Here is a 17,547-nt window from a genome sequence, read left to right as displayed (position 1 = left end):
AACGAAAACGGGCGCCGCTCGCGCGCCGCCCGCCTTTCTGGTCTTCGACCGTCGACCTAGATCGCGCGGCCCGGCTCGACCTGGAAATGGCTCTCCAGGAAGTAGAGGCTCGTGTTGATGCCCCGGCCGATCTCCGTCAGGAGGTCGGCGGTCAGGTCGTCGCCCGCTTCGTCGGCCTCCTCGATGCCCTCGATCAGCGCCTTGCTCCAGGCCGCGTAGCTATCGGACAGGCGGCGCAGATGGTCCTCGGCATGCACGATGTCGAGCGCGTAGGGCTCGAGGATCGTGTTGGACACCGACGCCTGAACCGTCCCCTGCGCCTGTCCGCCCATGCCGGTCAGACGTTCCGCGATGAGGTCGACATAGCCTTCCGCCTGTTCGTGCAACTCGTCGAAGAGCTTGTGAACGGCGATGAAGTTCATGCCCTTGACGTTCCAGTGCGCCTGCTTGGCCTGGTAGGACAGGTCGATCGACGTGCCGAGATGCGTCTGCAGCAGCTGGACCATCGCGCCGCGCACGTTCTCCTTCTGTGGGTTCTTGGTCGAGTGGAGCTTGATGTCGGGGGTCTTCGCGTCAGGTGTCTTGGCCATGGTCTGTCCCTTCAGGAATGGGGTCGAACGCAAGGGCGCGGTGATCCGCTCGCCTGACGTTCCGATCTCGCATCCCTAATCGCCGACCAAGCCTCCGGTTCCCGATCGGGCCCACCCCGCGATAAGGCCGTCCCGCAAAAGAAAGGCCCGGCCGTCATCGCGACGACCGGGCCTTTGAAACTTTTCAACGTCCTGTCCGTCAGCGGACCGGCGTCGCCGCCCGGACATTTTCACGCCGTCGCGACGTTCAGACGCGGCGCTCGACCATCATCTTCTTGACCTCGGCGATGGCTTTGGCCGGATTGAGGCCCTTCGGGCAGGCCTGCGTGCAGTTCATGATCGTGTGGCAGCGGTAGAGCTTGAAGGGATCCTCCAGATCGTCCAGCCGGGCGCCCGTCGCTTCGTCGCGGCTGTCGATCAGCCAGCGATAGGCCTGGAGGAGAACGGCCGGGCCGAGATAGCGCTCGCCGTTCCACCAATAGGACGGGCAGGACGTCTGGCAGCAGAAGCAGAGGATGCACTCGTAAAGGCCGTCGAGCTTGGCGCGATCGTCGTGGCTCTGGCGCCATTCCTTCTCGGGCTCCGGCGTCTCGGTCTTCAGCCAGGGTTCGATCGAGCGCAGCTGCGCATAGGGGATCGAGAGATCGGGGACGAGATCCTTGATCACCGGCATGTGGGGCAGGGGATAGACCTTGATGGCGCCCTTCACCTCGTCCATGCCCTTGGTGCAGGCGAGGGTGTTGGAGCCGTCGATGTTCATCGCGCAGGAGCCGCAGATGCCCTCGCGGCACGAGCGGCGCAGCGTCAGCGTCGCATCGACCTTGTTCTTGATCCAGAGCAGCGCGTCGAGCACCATCGGACCGCAATCCTCGGTGTCGACATAGTAGGTATCGATGCGCGGGTTGCGGTCGTCGTCCGGCGACCAGCGGTAGATGCCGAATTCGCGGACCGATTTCGCTCCGGACGGCTTCGGCCAGACCTTGCCCTTCTCGACTCGGGAGTTCTTGGGAAGCGTCAGTTCGACCATTTCGCGTGTCCGGTGCCTGTTTGGAACAGCTCGAAACATAGAAGCGTGCGCTGCGAAACGCCAGCGGCGAATGCGCGCGCGAGGAGCCGCGAATCGTTTGAAACCAGGAGAGTTTTTCGCAGGAGACGGCGCGCCGGGCCGGGCCGGCTCGCGCTCGCCTCACGCAAGTGTTGGACGGGACGCGCCGGCGCGGCGGAACGGCGGGAGAGGGGTTGCATTCGCCCTTCGATATCCACGCCCTCAACATCGGAGCCCGGCGTCCCTTGCGAACACTCTCCCTTCTCTGCCTTTCCACCGCTCTTCTGTCCATGCCCGCGGCCGCGCAGATCGCGGTCACCTCGGGTTCGGGCGATCCCGCCTCGCTCGATCTTCCCGCTCCCGATCTCTCCCACGAGGTCCAGAACTACAACAAGCAGATCGGCTGGCCCGCCGATGCCGAGCCGACCGCGCCCGACGGCTTCACCGTCACCCGTTTTGCGGAGGGACTCGACGGGCCGCGCTGGCTCTACCAGCTGCCGAACGGCGATGTCCTGGTCGCGGAGGCCGCCACGAAGCCGAAGGAGCCCAAGGACGAGGAGGAGCGTCGCAAGCAGGAGCTGCAGAAGCAGTCCGGGACCGTGAAGGACAGCGCCGACCGCATCACGCTGCTGCGCGACGGCGACGGCGACGGCATTCCGGAGACGAGGTCCGTGCTCTTGAAGGATCTCAACCAGCCGTTCGGCATGGCGATCATCGGCGAGCGCCTCTTCGTCGCCAACACCGACGGCGTGATGTCCTTTCCTTACACGCCGGGGGCGACGGAGATCGCCGAGCCGGGTCAGGCGATCCTCGATCTTCCCGCCGGCGGCTACAACAATCACTGGACGCGCAACCTCCTCGCCTCCGAGGACGGCTCGACGCTCTTCGTCTCGGTCGGCTCGGCCAGCAACGTCGCGGAATACGGGCTCGACGAGGAGAAGCGCCGCGCCAACATCCTCGCGGTCGACCCCGACGGGGGCAACGAGCGGATCTACGCGTCGGGCCTGCGCAATCCCGTCGGCATGGACTTCTTGCCGGGCACCTCGACGCTCTGGACCGCCGTCAACGAGCGCGACATGATCGGGGACTCGCTCGTGCCGGACTACATCACCTCGGTGAAGGAGAACGGCTTCTACGGCTGGCCCTACAGCTATTACGGCCGCGTGCCGGACCCGCGCATCGCCGACAAGGCCGAGCCCGGCCTGATCGAAAGCTCGATCGTGCCGGATTTCGCGGTCGGCGCGCACACGGCCTCGCTCGGGCTCGCCTTCTACGACGGTGAAGCGTTTCCACAAAAGTATCGCGGCGGCGCTTTCATCGGGCAGCGCGGCTCCTGGAACCGCTCGGACTTCTCGGGCTACCGCGTCGCCTTCGTGCCCTTCGAGAACGGCAAGCCGTCCGGTCCGATCGAGGACTTCCTCACGGGTTTCATGCCGGATGAAGCCAAGGGCGAGACCTTCGGCCGGCCGGTGGGCGTGCTCGCGGCGCAGGACGGCTCTCTCCTGGTGGCGGACGATGCCGGCGGAATTGTCTGGCGCGTTTCCCCGACGGCGAACTGACGTCGCCCAAAACGACGGGCGGCGAGCCATAAAAAAAGGGGCGGGATCCGAGAGCCCGCCCCTTTTTTCTCAACCTGTGAGGGATCGCCTCACGGCGCCGGCTTGTAGGTGCCGGTCGAACAGGCATCCGCCGTCTTGTCGATGAAGCTGGAGATGACCTGCTGGTCGGGCTGGCCGACGCGACCATCCGCCAGCATCCGGTCGGCGGCCGGCGGCGAGACGACGGTCGCGATGAGGTAGTCGCGCTGGGGATCGGAAAGGTTCGTCAGCGACTGTTCGGCCAGACACTTGCAGCTTTCAGGCTTCATGTCCTTCATCTGCACGCCGCAGAGCCCGGTGATCAGTTCGACCTGCTGCGCCGTATCGCCGGCCCGCGGAATCGGGAAGGTCTTCTCGGCGGTCGCGGCCCCTGCGGCGGGCGCCATGGCCCCGCCCGATGCGTCGGCCGGCGCCGCGGAGCCCGCGGGCTGGCCGGAGGCCGTCGCATCGCTCGCGTCGCCGCCGGACGCCGCCGGCGTCTTCGGCGTTTCCGTCGCGGCCGGATCGGTCGCGGTGGGTGCGCCCGCCGGTGCGACCGGTGCCGTCTGCGCGAGGGCCGAGCCCGCCAGGGCGATGGCGATGATCCCGGCCAGTCCGGCGCGCTTCAAGTTCGTCATTCCATGTCCTCCGCTACGGCGCCGCCTTCTCGATCGGACGGTCGCCTCGTGCCCTGATGACGACTTAGCGTCTTGGTTTCAATATGGCAGGGCGAGCGGGCTCGTCCGGCAGGAGCCGACCCTGTCGCTCGCATCCGCGATCCCGCATGCTCGCGTGTCCGACGGGCGGAGCTTCAGGTCCCGGGGCGCTTCCGATGCCGGCTGCGCCCATGCCCGCGAACGGGGACGACCAGCGGGTCGCTGCCCCTGCCCCGCGGAACAATCGCCTGTCCTGGAGCGACGATGGGATCCCGGAGACCGCATAGGCATCTTGAGGGATCGCGACGCCGTCCGCCGCTGCGGTGTCGGGACGGGCCACGTCGACCGTTCCTCGCCGATGTTCGAAGCCATTCCATTGCGGAAAGCATCGAGCACCGGCCTCCGCAGGGCGCCAGGGCGCCAGGGCGTCAGGGCGCCTTCGGATGAAGGCGCTCCGCGATGTCCCGCCGACGTCGTCCTCGATCAGTACACGCGCTTCTTCGGCTTGATGTACTCGATCTGGTTCGACAGCGTGTAGGTGTGGACCGGGCGGTCCTCCAGGCTCACCGTCTTGGCCGCCGTGTCGCAGAAGCTCAGCGTGTGCTTCATCCAGTTCTGGTCGTCGCGCTCGGGGAAGTCCTCGCGGGCATGGGCGCCGCGCGACTCCTGGCGGGCACGGGCCGAATCCATCGTGACGACGGCCTGGCTGATCAGGTTGTCGTATTCCAGCGTCTCGATCAGATCGGTGTTCCAGATCAGCGAGCGGTCGGTCACCGACACGTCGTCGGAGGCGCGCCAGACGTCGTGGATCTTCTCGTGGCCTTCCTCCAGGATTTCGCCGGTGCGGAAGACCGCGCAGTTCGACTGCATGGTCTGCTGCATGCGGTCGCGCAGCTCCGCCGTCGAGGTCGAGCCCTTGGCATGGCGGAAGCGGTCGAGCCGCGAAAGCGAGTTGTCGCCGGCGTTCTCCGGCAGGGGCTGGTGGCCCTCGCCGGGCGTCACGGTCTCGGCGCAGCGCAGCGCCGCCGCGCGGCCGAAGACGACGAGATCGATCAGCGAGTTGGAGCCGAGGCGGTTGGCGCCATGAACGGAAACGCAGGCCGCCTCGCCGACCGCCATCAGGCCCGGCACGACCGAGTCCGGATCGCCGTTCTTCTTGGTCAGGACCTCGCCGTGATAGTTCGTCGGGATGCCGCCCATGTTGTAGTGGACCGTGGGCAGCACCGGGATCGGCTCGCGCGTCACGTCGACGCCCGCGAAGATCTTGGCCGATTCCGAGATTCCGGGCAGGCGCTCATGCAGGATCGCGGGGTCGAGATGGTCGAGATGCAGGAAGATGTGGTCCTTGTTCTTACCGACGCCGCGTCCGTCCCGGATCTCCATGGTCATGGAGCGCGAGACGACGTCGCGCGAGGCGAGATCCTTGGCGGACGGGGCGTAGCGCTCCATGAAGCGCTCGCCCTCCGAATTGGTGAGATAGCCGCCTTCGCCGCGCGCGCCCTCGGTGATCAGGCAGCCCGCGCCGTAGATGCCGGTCGGATGGAACTGCACGAACTCCATGTCCTGCAGCGGCAGGCCGGCGCGCAGCACCATGGCGTTGCCGTCGCCGGTGCAGGTGTGGGCGGAGGTCGCGGAGAAATAGGCTCTCCCGTATCCGCCGGTGGCGAGAATCGTCTTCTTGGACTGGAAGCGATGCAGCGTGCCGTCGTCGAGGCAGAGCGCGACGACGCCCCGGCAGGCGCCTTCCTCGTCCATGATGAGGTCGATCGCGAAATACTCGATGAAGAATTCCGACGAGTAGCGAAGCGACTGGCCGTAGAGCGTGTGCAGGATGGCGTGGCCGGTCCGGTCGGCGGCCGCGCAGGTGCGCTGGGCCGGCGGGCCGTTGCCGAAATCGGTCGTCATGCCGCCGAAGGGCCGCTGGTAGATGCGCCCGTCCTCGGTGCGGCTGAAGGGCACGCCGAAATGCTCGAGCTCGTAGACCGCCTTCGGGGCCTCGCGCACGAGATATTCGATCGCGTCCTGGTCGCCCAGCCAGTCCGACCCCTTCACGGTGTCGTACATGTGCCAGCGCCAGTTGTCCTCGCCCATGTTGCCGAGGGAGGCGGCGACGCCGCCCTGCGCCGCGACCGTGTGCGAGCGGGTCGGAAAGACCTTGGTGATGCAGGCGGTCTTGAGGCCGGCCTGCGCTGCGCCGAGCGTGGCGCGCAGCCCCGCGCCGCCGGCGCCGACCACCACGACGTCGAAGACGTGATCGGTGAAGGTGTAGGCCTTGCCGTTCAGTCCCGGCGCGGCCTGGAACGATTGGCGGTGCGGCTGGCCGCCGCTCGGCGTGTCGGACTGTACCATGTCGGTCAGGCTCCCAGGGTCAGCTTCACGACCGCGAAGACCGAGGCCGCCGCGACGAGGATCGCGAAGAAGGTGTTGAGGATCTGCAAGGGCACGCGCAGCTCGCCATGCACGTAATCCTCGATGATCGTCTGCATGCCGAGCCGCATGTGGACGGTCGCCGAGACGACGGTCAGCGCCATCACGAGGGCGACGAGCGGATTGGCGAAGGCGAGGCGGATCTCGGCATAGCTGTCGTCATGGAAGGCGATCAGCATCACGACGAAGGCGGTGATCAGGACGATGTTGGAGACGGCGGTCAGGCGCTGCTGCCAGAAATGGCCGGTGCCCTCGCGGGCCGAGCCGAGACCGCGGACTCGGGAAAGGTCGGTGCGCATCTTCATGGATTTCATCTCCCTCAGAGCACGATGACGATGAGCCAGAGCAGAACGGTCAGGCCGAGCGAGCCGGCGAGCGTCGCCAGCGCGTAGCGCGTCGAGGTCTCCTTGGAGAGGCCGTGACCGGTGTCCCAGACGAGATGGCGGATGCCGCCGAGCATGTGGTGGAGCAAGGCCCAGGAATAGCCGAACAGGATGAACCGGCCGATGAAGGAGCCGAAGAACCAGGAGGCCGTGGCGAAGGCGTCCGGTCCGCTGGCGGCGGCGACGAGCCACCAGACGACGAGGAGCGTGCCGACATAGAGGGCGGAGCCGGTGATGCGATGCAGGATCGACATCGCCATGGTCGGTCGGAACCGGTAGATCGACAGATGCGGCGAAAGGGGCCGCTCCTTCATGCGCAAGGCGGTCTTGGCGTCGGACAACGGTGCCTCCTGTCCACTGGAACCCGGGCGGAGGCCATCGCACAATCCGCCTGGAAATCTTCTAAAGGGCTAGAAGGCGTATCGCACTTGCGAAAGCAAGAGGTCTTGACGCCGGGCGTCCATCCGCCGCTCCTCCCAATCGATTCGCATGGCATTCCCGCCCCCGGGCGGCCTGGGGGCGTCGTCGCGCCCGCCGTCAGGGCTGGCGGTCGGTGAAGCGCAGCACGTAGCTCGACCAGTCCGCGGGCTCGGCGATTCGCTCGTAGAGCTGGCGTCCGTTTTCGGGATTGCGCGGAGCGTGCAGGACGAGCTTCGACCAGCCGCGCGTGTCCGCCTCGTCGGCCAGGAGGTCGACCATCGCGCGGCCGATGCCTTTGCGCCGGTGCAGGTGGTGCACGTAAATGTGGTCGGCGAGGCCCGAGCGCATTCCCGTCCAGGGGTCCGGAAGGTCGTAGAAGATCAGGAAGCCGACGAGCTCCCCGTCGAGCCGCGCACCGAGGATCTCCGCGCTCCGGTCCTGCAGCAGCTGTTCGGCATAGACCTTGTCGGGCGCGCCGGGCGCGCCGCGGAAGACCGCCTGGTTGTAGGCCGAGAGCAGGGGCGCCAGGTCGCGCGCGTCGCGCAGGCGCAGGAGCGAGATGTCGATATCGGGATGCGGAAGCGGCAAGGGTTCCATCCCGGTGATGTCGGACGGATCGAGGGGGCTGTCAACGGCGTCCGTCGCCGTCGGGCGAAAGGTCACCTCGCCGATGGGCGACGGGCTTCGCGCGACGCCCGGCCGCGGCTCCGTCCGGTCGAGCGGCGGCGGGGCTCGCTGCGTCCCCGTCGCCGCTTTCGCCCGCGACGGGTCCGGTCGACGGTCGCCCGGGGGTCTACTTCCACTCCCGGATGTCGACGAAGCGGCCCGCGATGGCGGCGGCCGCCGCCATGGCGGGGGAGACGAGGTGGGTGCGGCCCTTGTGGCCCTGGCGGCCCTCGAAGTTGCGGTTCGAGGTCGAGGCGCAGCGCTCGTAAGGGCTGAGGCGGTCCTCGTTCATGCCGAGGCACATGGAGCAGCCGGGCTCGCGCCAGTCGAAGCCGGCCTCGATGAAGATCCGGTCGAGACCCTCGGCCTCGGCCTCGGCCTTCACGAGTCCGGAGCCGGGAACGATCATGGCGGAGACGGTGGAGGCGACCTTGCGGCCCTCGACGATCTTGGCGGCGGCCCGGAGGTCCTCGATGCGCCCGTTCGTGCAGGAGCCGATGAACACGCGGTCGACGGTGATGTCGGTCATGCGCGTGCCGGGCGTCAGGCCCATATAGTCCAGAGCACGCTTCTTGGAGGCGCGCTTGTTCTCGTCGGCGATGGCCTCGGGATCGGGAACGGTGCTGGCGACCGAGACGACGTCTTCCGGCGAGGAGCCCCAGGACACGATCGGCGGCAGGTTCGCCGCGTCGAGCCGCACGATCTTGTCGAAATGCGCGCCCTCGTCGGTCTGGAGCGTGCGCCAATAGGCGAGAGCCTTCTCCCAGTCCTCGCCCTTCGGCGCGCGGGGCCGATCCTTCACATAGGCGAACGTCGTCTCGTCCGGCGCGATCAGGCCGGCGCGCGCGCCGCCTTCGATCGACATGTTGCAGATCGTCATGCGGCCTTCCATGGAAAGGGCGCGGATCGCCTCGCCGGCATATTCGATCACGTAACCGGTGCCGCCGGCCGTGCCGATCTCGCCGATGATCGCGAGCACGATGTCCTTGGCGGTCACGCCGTCGCCGAGCGTGCCGTTGACCTCGACCCGCATGTTCTTCGCCTTGGCCTGGATCAGCGTCTGCGTGGCCAGCACATGCTCGACCTCCGACGTGCCGATGCCGTGCGCGAGCGCGCCGAAGGCGCCGTGCGTCGAGGTGTGGCTGTCGCCGCAGACGATGGTGGTGCCGGGAAGGGTGAAGCCCTGCTCGGGGCCGATGATGTGGACGATGCCCTGCCGGCGGTCGGCGGCGGAGTAGTATTCGATGCCGAACTCGACGACGTTCTTCTCCAGCGTCTCAACCTGCAGGCGGCTCTCGTCGTTGCGGATCCCGTGGATGCGGTCCGGCGAGGTCGGCACGTTGTGGTCGACGACGGCGAGCGTCCGCTCGGGATGGCGCACCCGGCGCCCGGCGACCCGAAGGCCCTCGAAGGCCTGCGGACTCGTCACCTCGTGCACGAGATGGCGGTCGATGTAGATCAGGGAGGACCCGTCCTTCTCCTCGATCAGGTGGTCGTCCCAGATCTTGTCGTAGAGGGTGCGCGGCTTCGTCGTGTCGGTGGTCATGGAGGGGTTCGTCCGCAGGAGCGGCGATCGACCGACCGTAGAGGTCGGGATCGCCAGGAAAAAAGGAGGCAGGCGGGATTCGGCGCCCGGAGGCGCTTCAGCCCAGACGTCCGAGCCCTGCGATCAGCCGGTAGAAGAAGCGCCAGGGCAGCCGCGTGCGATCGTCGATCGGCGTGAAGCCGAGCGTCGTCGGCAGGGAGGCGGACGAGGTCGCGATCGCTTGCATGATCTGCAAAATAGCAGTCGGGCCCGCGGGATTCAACGAGATCCGCACGAGCGCCGCGGCTTCATCAACCCGACAGCGCGCCGTCCGGCGACGTCCAGCGCGTCACGACCGCTCGAAGGTCCGCAAGGCTCACCGGCCGCAGCAGAAGTTCATCGGCGCCGTGCATGGCGAAGGTCGGGCTCTCGATTCGCGTGAGGCCCGTGAGCAGCACGATCGGCACCCGGTTGTGCGGTCCCGGCAACGCCCGGATCCGCCGGATCGCCGCCGCGCTGTCGAGGAACGGACCACCGATCTCCATCACGACAAGATCGTAGTCGCCGCAGGCCACGGCGGCCACGGTGCCGTCGCCGTCGCCGACGCAGTCGACCTCGTATCCGTCGCCGTCGAGCACGTCGAAGACGAGCTTGCGCCCGAAGCCGCCGGCATCGGCGACGAGGATGCGCTTCGGGGCTCCGGGAGCCCGGGGTTGGATCATTCTGCCCATGCTGATGGCTCGACCCCCATCGCTTCGCCGATCTGCCGACCTTCGCCCCGCTTCTCCCCAAGCCGTCCGAAGTTCTAGATCGTCACAGGCGTCAAACTCTTCCCCAAAGTCAAGTCATCAGGGAGCCGAATGGTTACGTCCGCCTGGAGATCTTCCGTAATGGGAGAGGGACCAGATGCGGAGGCGTCAGGCCCTATCCTTCGAAACGGTTTGGCAAGGACTGTCTATTCCTTAACGGCGCCCGTCATCGACGACACGTAATAGTCGACGAAGAACGAGTAGAGGATCACCACCGGCAGCGATCCCAGGAGGGCGCCGGCCATCAGCGAGCCCCATTCGTAGACGTCGCCGCGCACGAGTTCGGTGAGGACGCCCACCGGAACGGTCTTGTTCTCGGAGGACTGGATGAAGGTCAGCGCATAGATGAACTCGTTCCAGGCGAGCGTGAAGGCGAAGATGCCGGCCGAGATGAGGCCGGGCACGGCGAGCGGCAAAACGATCTTGGTCAGGATCTGCCAGCGCGTCGCGCCGTCCACGAGGGCGCTCTCCTCCAACTCGTAGGGAATCGAGCGGAAATAGCCCATGAGGAGCCAGGTGCAGAAGGGGATGAGGAAGGTCGGATAGGTCAGGATCAGCGCGAGGCGCGTGTCGAAGATGCCGACCTGGAAGACGATGAAGGCGAGCGGGATGAAGAGGATCGAGGGCGGCACGAGATAGGCGAGGAAGACGAGGAGGCCGGTCACCCGCGAGCCGGTGAAGCGCACGCGCTCGATCGCATAGGCCGCGAAGACCGAGGCCGCCAGCGCGATCACCGTCGAACAGGTCGCGACGATCAGGGTGTTCCAGAGCCAGCCGGGATAGGAGGTCTCGAAGAGAAGATACTTGATGTGGTCGAGGGTCGGGCCGACCACCCAGAAGGGACTGTAGGTCGAGTAGTTGGTGAGCTGCTCGTTCGGCTTCACCGCGGTGATGGCCATCCAGTAGAACGGGAAGAGCAGCACGAACATGAACACCGCGAGCGGCAACCAGATCACGAGGATCCGGCGCAGCTTGGAATCGTGATGCGACATGCCGACGATGTCGTCGGTGAGCGTGCCATGCGGGACGGGGGCGAGGGTGCTGTCGGTCATGGTTCTGGTCCTCAGTCCGATCCGCCCTGCTGCCATTTGCGGCGTTGCAGACCGAAGAAGCTGAACAGGATGGCGGCGAGCAGGAAGGGCACCATCGCGACCGCGATGGCCGCGCCCTCGCCGAGTGCGCCGCCGGGAATGCCGCGCTGGAAGGACAGCGTCGCCATCAGGTGCGTCGCGTTCACCGGACCGCCCTTGGTGAGGACGTAGATCAGCTGGAAGTCGGTGAAGGTGAAGAGCACCGAGAAGGTCATGACGACGGCGATGATCGGCGTCAGAAGCGGCAGGGTGATGTTGCGGAAGCGCTGCCAGGAGGTCGCGCCGTCGAGCGCGGCGGCTTCGTGCAGCGAGACGGGGATCGTCTGGAGGCCGGCGAGCAGCGAGATGGCGACGAAGGGAATGCCGCGCCACACGTTCGCCGCGATCACCGAGGCGCGCGCATTCCAGGGATCGCCGAGGAAGTTGATCGGCGCGTCGATCCAGCCCCAGGACATGAGGACATAGGAGATGATCGAGAACTGGGCGTCGTAGATCCACCAGAAGGCCAGCGCCGAGAGCACCGTCGGCACGACCCAGGGCAGGAGGATCACGGCGCGGAAGAAGCTCTTGAAGGGCAGGTTCTCGTTGAGGATCACCGCCAGCCAGAGGCCGAGCGCGAACTTCAGGACGGAGGCGACCGTCGTGTAGAGGACGGTGTTGAAGACCGACATCCAGAACACGCGGTCGCGCATCAGGAATTCGTAGTTCTCGAGCCCGATGAAGATGCCGGCCCGGCCGATCTTGGCATCGGTGAAGCCGAGCCAGACGCCGAGCCCGAGCGGATAGGTGAGAAAGACCAGCAGGAACAGTGCGGCGGGCAGCATGAACAGGAAGCCGAGCCCGTTCCGGCTCTGCGCCAGCCGTTCGAAGGCGGAGGCCCGTTGCGGCGGCGCGTGTCTGATCGTCGTCGTGGACATGGTGCGGTTCCTGGAATGGCGGGCGGCCTGGTGCCGTGAGCGGCGGGCAGCGGCGGGACGCGCCCCCCCTCTGCCTGCCGGCATCTCCCCCCTCAAGGGGGAGATCCGTCGCGTCACGGCCGATGAAGCTGCCGATCTCCCCCCTCGAGGGGAGATGCCCGGCAGGGCAGAGGGGGGCGCCTGCCACCATCCCGTCAGGACGGCCGGCGCCCCGTTTCGATTAGACCCGGTAATACCGGTTCGCACGCCGCTCGGCATTGGCGATCGCGTCCTCCGGCGAGGACTGGCCGGTGACCGCTTCGGCGAACATGTCGACCAGCACGTAATCGGCCATGGTGCCAGCCGAGGCGGCGCCGAGCGGGCCGGCATAGCCGTTCGGGCGCAGCGTCGAGGACGCCTTGGCATAGGCTGCGTGGATCGGGTTCGAGGTCCAGACCGGGTTGTTCTCCAAGCCCTTCAGCGGCTGGCAGCAATAGGCGCTGGCGCCTTCGATCCAGGCGTTCATGTTCTCGGGCTGGTACATGAAGGCCAGATAGGCCTTGGCGGCTTCCGGGTACTTCGTGTGCGCGAAGACCGAGAGCGTCGACGTCTGGTGGAGTTCCACCGACTCGCCCACCGGACCGATCGGCAGGTTGACGGAGCGCATGTCGTCCATGATCTCCTTCATCGCCGGGTCCTTCTTGGCGGCGTAGTAGACCGAGACGCCGTTGGCGGTCAGCGAGACCTGGCCGGCCAGGAAGGCGCGGTTGTTGTTGACGTCCTGCCAGCTCTCGGTGCCGGGAATGAAGGTCTTGTAGAGCTCCTGCGCGTACTTGACCGCGGCCAGCGTCTCCGGGCTGTTGATGACGACGGCGCCGCTCTCGTCGACCATCTTGCCGCCATGGCTCCAGAGCAGCCAGTGCGCGTAGTTGTTGCCGTCGCCGACCGCCTTGCCATGGGGGAAGCCGGCCGGCGTGCCCTTGGCCTGGAGCGCCTTGCAGAGCTCGAGGAAGCCCGCCGTGTCCTTCGGGAACTCCTGGAATCCGGCGGCCTTCATGTGGCTGTCGCGGTAGACGATGGCGTTGCCGATGGCGCAGACGGGGAGCGCGATGAACTTGCCGTCGCGCTTGGCGTAGCCCTCGAGGCCGGGATACCAGCCGCCGTTCGCCGCGCCGATGGCGGTGCCGAGTTCGGTGAGGTCGACCAGCTTGTCCGGATATTGCTGCGGATCGTCGAACCAGCTCATGACCATGTCGGGGCCGGAGCCGACATTGGCGGCGACGGCGGCCTTGGGACGGACGTCCTCCCAGCTTTCCTTGTCGATGCGCACCTGCACGCCCGTCGCATCGGTGAACTTCTGCGTGTTGGCGAGCCAGGCCGCTTCCTCGGACGGCACGAAGGGCGCCCAGCGCAGGACGCGGAGCGTTGCGCCCTCTTCGGGCTTGTAGGTCGGCATGGCGGCCTGGGCGGCGGCCGGGCCGGCGAAGCGGCCGCCGAGCGCGGTCGCGGCGATGAGGCCGGCCGAGCCGGCGAGAAGGGTTCTGCGGTCGATGGTCATGAGGTCTCCTCCCAGAGATGGTCGATGAGGTGGTCGATGGGGTGGAACGGGCTCGGCGGGCCGGTCCTCCTCCCGAGGCCGGCTGCGTCCGAGACGGGCGAGGTCAGTTCGAGAGGCGCTTGCCGCTCTTGGCGTCGAAGAGATGCACCGCCTTCGGGTCGATCGAGACGTGGATGGTCTCGCCGGGCTTGGCCATGACGCGCTCGCGGAAGACGCAGGTGACGGCGGTCGCGCCGATCTTGCCGAGGACCTGGCTCTCCGAGCCGGTCGGCTCGATCACGACGACCTGCAGCGGAATGTCTCCGCCGATGTGGATCGACTCGGGCCGCGCGCCGTAGACGAGCTCGCGCCCGAGCGCCTCCGGCCGCGAGCCCGACACGGGCAGCGCGACGCCGTCGCCGGTGAGGAAGCGCGTGGGGTCCGCGGTGTCGAGCTTGCCGTGCAGCATGTTCATGGCGGGCGAGCCGATGAAGCCGGCGACGAAGAGGTTGTTCGGCCGGTCGTAGAGTTCGAGCGGCGCGCCGACCTGCTCGACGAGGCCGTCCTGCATGACCACGATCTTGTCGGCCATGGTCATGGCCTCGATCTGGTCGTGCGTGACGTAGACGGTGGTCGTCGTCAGGCGCTGGTGGAGGTTCTTGATCTCGGTGCGCATGGAGACGCGCAGCTTGGCGTCGAGATTGGACAGCGGCTCGTCGAAGAGGAAGACCTGGGGATCGCGCACGATGGCGCGTCCCATGGCGACGCGCTGGCGCTGGCCGCCGGACAGCTGGCGCGGATAGCGGTCGAGATAGGCCGTGAGGCCGAGGATCTCGGCGGCCGGCTTCACCCGGGTCTCGATGTCGGGCTTCGAGGCGCCCTTCAGCTTCAGCGAGAAGGCCATGTTCTCGGCGACCGTCATGTGCGGGTAGAGCGCGTAGTTCTGGAACACCATCGCGATGTCCCGGTCCTTCGGCGGCAGGTCGTTGACCACGCGGTCGCCGATCCGGATCTCGCCGCCGGAAATGTGCTCCAGCCCCGCCAGCATGCGCAGGAGCGTCGACTTCCCGCAGCCGGACGGGCCGACGAGAATGACGAACTCGCCGTCCTGGATCTCGACGTTCACGCCCTTGATCACAGGGTGCGCGCCGAAGGATTTCCGGACGTCGACGATATCGACTGAAGCCATGATGCACATCCTCCCGATCGGAACCCTCGGCGCCCGCCGCGTTCCGTCTCCATTGTCAGTCCTGGCGCCGGACCGCTCCCTCCCGGAGCGTGTCGGTCCCGCGCATGTTCGTCGTCAGCCGCGGCCGACGAAGGGCATCTTGTTCGCCATAATGGTCATGGTCAAAACATTTGCGTCCAAAGGCAAGCCCGCCATGTAGACGACGGCGTCCGCGACCAGCTTGGGATCGATCGTCGCTTCCGGTGCGATCGTCGTCCCGTCGGCCTGCAGCACGCCCTTCTGGATCGTGGTCGTCATCTCGCTCGCGGCATTGCCGATGTCGATCTGGCCGCAGGCGATGTCGAAGCGCCGGCCCTCGAGCGACGTCGCCTTGGTGAGGCCCGTCACGCCATGCTTGGTGGCCGCATAGGGAGCCGAGTTCGGGCGCGGCGTCGTCGCCGAGATCGAGCCGTTGTTGATGATGCGTCCGCCCTGCGGCGACTGCGACTTGAAGAGCTTCACGGCTTCCTTGGTGCAGAGGAAGACGCCGGTGAGGTTGGCCGCGACGACCGTGTTCCACTCGGCCGCGGTCAGCTCTTCCAGAGGCTTGGCCGGGGCGTTGACGCCGGCATTGTTGACGAGGAGATCCAGGCGGCCGAGGCGGCCGATCACCTCGCGGAAGAGGGACTCCACGGAGGCCTCGTCGCCGATATCGGCCGGGATCGCGACGATGGACGCTCCGCCCTCGGCCGACAATTCGGCTGCCGTCGCCTCCAGCACCTCGCGCCGACGCCCGGTGATCGCGACGGTCCAGCCGGCGGCGGCCAACGCGCGGGTCATGGCCTTGCCGATGCCGGTTCCGCCGCCGGTCACCACCGCGACCTTGGCCGTTCCGTTGGTTCCGTTCGTCATGGTGCCGCTCCCAGCCTCAACACAGCATAATAAGTTCGACTGACATATCAGTCTTTCGGATGATCCGCCGCCGCGACCGCCCCGCCGCGCCGGATGTTCCTCGATATCCAGCGTTCGACGTCATGCCGCCGATGCCCGGCCTTCGGGGCCTAGTAGGTCGCGCGTCCGCCGGAAATGTCGAAGACGGCGCCCGTCGTGAAGGAGCATTCCTCGCTCGCCAGCCAGCACACGAGGTTCGAGACCTCGTCGACCGACCCGAACCGTCCCATCGGGATCTTCGTCAGCATGAAGTCGATGTGGGACTGGCTCATCTGGTCGAAGATCGCCGTCTTCACCGCGGCGGGCGTCACGCAATTGACCGTGATGCCGGTCCGGGCGAGTTCCTTGCCGAGCGACTTCGTGAGGCCGATGACGGCCGCCTTGGATGCGGAATAGGCCGAGGCGTTCGGATTGCCTTCCTTGCCCGCGACCGAGGCGATGTTGACGATGCGTCCGTAGCCGCCGGCCGTCATGATCGGCACGACGGCCTTGTCGCAGTGGAAGAGACCGTGGACGTTGACGTCGAAGACCTGTCGCCAGGCATCCGGCGGATAGTCCGCGAGCGTCGCGTTCGGACCGGTGATGCCGGCGCTGGCGACGAGGATGTCGATGCCGCCGAAGGCATCCGCGACCCGTTTCGCGCCCGCCTCCACCGCGGACCAGTCCGTGATGTCGAGGGCGACGGCGAGCCCGCCGACCTCGCCCGCGGCTTCCTGCGCGCGGGCCGCGTCCCGGTCGAGGATCGCGACCTTCGCGCCTTCCGAGGCGAGGCGCCGCGCCACGGTCAGGCCGATGCCCGAAGCGCCGCCGGTCACGATCGCGCGGCGGCCCGCGAAGCGCTCGCTCATCCGTAGACGCTCTCGTAGGAGACGACGCGCTGGCGCTGCGTGCCGAGCTTGTCGATGCCGAGTTCGACCACGTCGCCGGCCTTCAGGAATTCCTGCGGCTTCTTGCCCATGCCGACGCCGGGGGGCGTGCCCGTCGTGATCACGTCGCCGGGCATCAGCGTCATGAAGCGGGACAGGTACGAGACGATGTGGGCGCAGTTGAAGATCATCGTGTCCGTCGTGCCGGTCTGCTTGCGCACCCCGTTCACGTCGAGCCACATGCCCAGCGACTTGGCCTCGTCGGCTTCGTCGGAGGTCAGGATGAAGGGCCCGATCGGACCGAACGTGTCGCAGCCCTTACCCTTGTCCCAGGTGCCGCCGCGCTCGATCTGGAACTCGCGCTCCGAGACGTCGTGGATGAGAACGTAGCCGGCGATGTGGGCGAGGGCCTCGTCCTCGGGCACATTGCGCGCCACGGAGCCGATGACGACGCCGAGTTCGACCTCCCAGTCGGTCTTCACCGAGCCCTTCGGGATCATGACGTCGTCGTTCGGGCCCTGGATGCAGCTGATCGCCTTGGTGAAGACGACGGGTTCGGCCGGCACGGGCAGGTTGGATTCCGCGGCGTGGTCGGAGAAGTTGAGGCCGATGGCGATGAACTTGCCGACATTCGCCACGGGGCATCCGATGCGCGTGCCGGCCGAGACCTCCGGAAGCGTCGCCGGATCGATCGCGGCGAGCCGGGCGAGGCCCTGCGGCGACAGCGCCTCGGCGCCGATGTCGGCGATCTCGGCCGAAAGGTCGCGGATCGTGCCGTCCGGCGCCATGAGGCCCGGCTTTTCCTGGCCGGCGGGTCCGTGACGTAGCAGCTTCATGGCGATCGTTCTCCCTCGGGCGCCCAAGATCCTCCMCCTGCCATATCCTAATATCCCAGCCGGTCAAGCTCTCTGGTCCGGTTTCCAAACCTCTCCGGCGACGC

General features: G+C 67.2%; 18 protein-coding genes. 1 reads left to right on the top strand and 17 read right to left on the bottom strand.

Going from position 1 to position 17,547, the window contains the following annotated elements:
- Positions 1–56: 56 nt before the first annotated feature.
- Positions 57–590: a DNA starvation/stationary phase protection protein Dps gene (gene dps, locus ASG43_RS15035; RefSeq protein WP_056506555.1), complete on the bottom strand. Its 534-nt coding sequence runs from the start codon at positions 588–590 to the stop codon at positions 57–59.
- Between the two features lie 247 nt (positions 591–837).
- A complete protein-coding gene (locus ASG43_RS15030; RefSeq protein ID WP_056506552.1) occupies positions 838–1,617 on the bottom strand; it encodes a succinate dehydrogenase iron-sulfur subunit in 780 nt (259 codons plus the stop codon).
- 263 nt (positions 1,618–1,880) lie between these two features.
- Between ASG43_RS15030 and ASG43_RS15025 the strand changes: the two genes are divergently transcribed.
- Complete coding sequence (locus ASG43_RS15025; RefSeq protein WP_244488109.1) at positions 1,881–3,194, top strand: sorbosone dehydrogenase family protein; 1,314 nt, start codon at positions 1,881–1,883, stop codon at positions 3,192–3,194.
- An 89-nt stretch (positions 3,195–3,283) separates the two neighbouring features.
- Here ASG43_RS15025 and ASG43_RS22895 read toward each other — a convergent pair whose 3' ends face one another.
- The 15 genes from ASG43_RS22895 to ASG43_RS14955 all read right to left on the bottom strand — a co-directional run bounded on the left by ASG43_RS22895 (position 3,284) and on the right by ASG43_RS14955 (position 17,443).
- Entirely contained in the window at positions 3,284–3,850 is a 567-nt protein-coding gene (locus ASG43_RS22895) for a hypothetical protein (protein ID WP_056506551.1), read from the bottom strand.
- A 501-nt stretch (positions 3,851–4,351) separates the two neighbouring features.
- Complete coding sequence (gene sdhA, locus ASG43_RS15015; protein ID WP_056506548.1) at positions 4,352–6,217, bottom strand: succinate dehydrogenase flavoprotein subunit; 1,866 nt, start codon at positions 6,215–6,217, stop codon at positions 4,352–4,354.
- A gap of 5 nt (positions 6,218–6,222) precedes the next feature.
- Positions 6,223–6,600 carry a succinate dehydrogenase, hydrophobic membrane anchor protein gene (sdhD, locus tag ASG43_RS15010; protein WP_056506545.1) on the bottom strand — a complete coding sequence of 126 codons (378 nt, stop codon included), beginning with the start codon at positions 6,598–6,600 and terminating at the stop codon, positions 6,223–6,225.
- 14 nt (positions 6,601–6,614) lie between these two features.
- Positions 6,615–6,992, bottom strand: coding sequence for a succinate dehydrogenase, cytochrome b556 subunit (gene sdhC / locus ASG43_RS15005; RefSeq protein ID WP_056506819.1), 378 nt, complete (start codon positions 6,990–6,992; stop codon positions 6,615–6,617).
- Positions 6,993–7,215: 223 nt separating this feature from the next.
- Positions 7,216–7,686, bottom strand: coding sequence for a GNAT family N-acetyltransferase (locus ASG43_RS15000; RefSeq protein ID WP_244488108.1), 471 nt, complete (start codon positions 7,684–7,686; stop codon positions 7,216–7,218).
- 205 nt (positions 7,687–7,891) lie between these two features.
- A complete protein-coding gene (gene leuC / locus ASG43_RS14995; protein ID WP_056506542.1) occupies positions 7,892–9,310 on the bottom strand; it encodes a 3-isopropylmalate dehydratase large subunit in 1,419 nt (472 codons plus the stop codon).
- Positions 9,311–9,407: 97 nt separating this feature from the next.
- Positions 9,408–9,545, bottom strand: coding sequence for a hypothetical protein (locus ASG43_RS22890; RefSeq protein ID WP_156386726.1), 138 nt, complete (start codon positions 9,543–9,545; stop codon positions 9,408–9,410).
- 55 nt (positions 9,546–9,600) lie between these two features.
- Positions 9,601–10,011 carry a response regulator gene (locus ASG43_RS14990; protein ID WP_056506539.1) on the bottom strand — a complete coding sequence of 137 codons (411 nt, stop codon included), beginning with the start codon at positions 10,009–10,011 and terminating at the stop codon, positions 9,601–9,603.
- 233 nt (positions 10,012–10,244) lie between these two features.
- Positions 10,245–11,090: a carbohydrate ABC transporter permease gene (locus tag ASG43_RS14985; protein ID WP_244488117.1), complete on the bottom strand. Its 846-nt coding sequence runs from the start codon at positions 11,088–11,090 to the stop codon at positions 10,245–10,247.
- A gap of 71 nt (positions 11,091–11,161) precedes the next feature.
- On the bottom strand, positions 11,162–12,013 hold the full coding sequence (locus tag ASG43_RS14980; protein ID WP_244488116.1) for a sugar ABC transporter permease: 852 nt from the start codon (positions 12,011–12,013) through the stop codon (positions 11,162–11,164).
- 313 nt (positions 12,014–12,326) lie between these two features.
- A complete protein-coding gene (locus ASG43_RS14975) occupies positions 12,327–13,643 on the bottom strand; it encodes an ABC transporter substrate-binding protein (RefSeq protein WP_082490935.1) in 1,317 nt (438 codons plus the stop codon).
- Between the two features lie 103 nt (positions 13,644–13,746).
- Positions 13,747–14,811 (bottom strand): sn-glycerol-3-phosphate ABC transporter ATP-binding protein UgpC, encoded by a 1,065-nt coding sequence (ugpC, locus tag ASG43_RS14970; protein WP_056506811.1) that lies wholly within the window; start codon positions 14,809–14,811, stop codon positions 13,747–13,749.
- Between the two features lie 114 nt (positions 14,812–14,925).
- A complete protein-coding gene (locus tag ASG43_RS14965) occupies positions 14,926–15,702 on the bottom strand; it encodes an SDR family oxidoreductase (protein WP_056506531.1) in 777 nt (258 codons plus the stop codon).
- Between the two features lie 149 nt (positions 15,703–15,851).
- Entirely contained in the window at positions 15,852–16,589 is a 738-nt protein-coding gene (locus ASG43_RS14960) for an SDR family NAD(P)-dependent oxidoreductase (RefSeq protein WP_056506529.1), read from the bottom strand.
- On the bottom strand, positions 16,586–17,443 hold the full coding sequence (locus ASG43_RS14955) for a fumarylacetoacetate hydrolase family protein (protein WP_056506526.1): 858 nt from the start codon (positions 17,441–17,443) through the stop codon (positions 16,586–16,588). The genes ASG43_RS14960 and ASG43_RS14955 overlap by 4 nt, the downstream gene beginning before the upstream one ends.
- Positions 17,444–17,547 lie beyond the last annotated feature (104 nt).

The organism is Aureimonas sp. Leaf454 (assembly GCF_001424685.1).
GTDB lineage: Bacteria > Pseudomonadota > Alphaproteobacteria > Rhizobiales > Rhizobiaceae > Plantimonas.
Note: the sequence above shows the minus strand (reverse complement) of the source record. Positions and strands in the feature narration are given on the sequence as shown.

Bases quoted from the DNA above. Each gene is read 5' to 3' on its own strand.
- ASG43_RS14980 (WP_244488116.1), bottom strand. From the start codon at position 12,013: ATGCTGCCCGCCGCACTGTTCCTGCTGGTCTTTCTCACCTATCCGCTC.
- leuC (WP_056506542.1), bottom strand. From the start codon at position 9,310: ATGACCACCGACACGACGAAGCCGCGCACCCTCTACGACAAGATCTGG.
- ASG43_RS14955 (WP_056506526.1), bottom strand. From the start codon at position 17,443: ATGAAGCTGCTACGTCACGGACCCGCCGGCCAGGAAAAGCCGGGCCTC.
- ASG43_RS14960 (WP_056506529.1), bottom strand. From the start codon at position 16,589: ATGAGCGAGCGCTTCGCGGGCCGCCGCGCGATCGTGACCGGCGGCGCT.
- ASG43_RS14975 (WP_082490935.1), bottom strand. From the start codon at position 13,643: ATGACCATCGACCGCAGAACCCTTCTCGCCGGCTCGGCCGGCCTCATC.
- ugpC (WP_056506811.1), bottom strand. From the start codon at position 14,811: ATGGCTTCAGTCGATATCGTCGACGTCCGGAAATCCTTCGGCGCGCAC.
- ASG43_RS14990 (WP_056506539.1), bottom strand. From the start codon at position 10,011: ATGATCCAACCCCGGGCTCCCGGAGCCCCGAAGCGCATCCTCGTCGCC.
- sdhD (WP_056506545.1), bottom strand. From the start codon at position 6,600: ATGAAGATGCGCACCGACCTTTCCCGAGTCCGCGGTCTCGGCTCGGCC.
- ASG43_RS15030 (WP_056506552.1), bottom strand. From the start codon at position 1,617: ATGGTCGAACTGACGCTTCCCAAGAACTCCCGAGTCGAGAAGGGCAAG.
- ASG43_RS14985 (WP_244488117.1), bottom strand. From the start codon at position 11,090: ATGTCGCATCACGATTCCAAGCTGCGCCGGATCCTCGTGATCTGGTTG.
- ASG43_RS14965 (WP_056506531.1), bottom strand. From the start codon at position 15,702: ATGACGAACGGAACCAACGGAACGGCCAAGGTCGCGGTGGTGACCGGC.
- sdhC (WP_056506819.1), bottom strand. From the start codon at position 6,992: ATGAAGGAGCGGCCCCTTTCGCCGCATCTGTCGATCTACCGGTTCCGA.
- dps (WP_056506555.1), bottom strand. From the start codon at position 590: ATGGCCAAGACACCTGACGCGAAGACCCCCGACATCAAGCTCCACTCG.
- sdhA (WP_056506548.1), bottom strand. From the start codon at position 6,217: ATGGTACAGTCCGACACGCCGAGCGGCGGCCAGCCGCACCGCCAATCG.
- ASG43_RS22895 (WP_056506551.1), bottom strand. From the start codon at position 3,850: ATGACGAACTTGAAGCGCGCCGGACTGGCCGGGATCATCGCCATCGCC.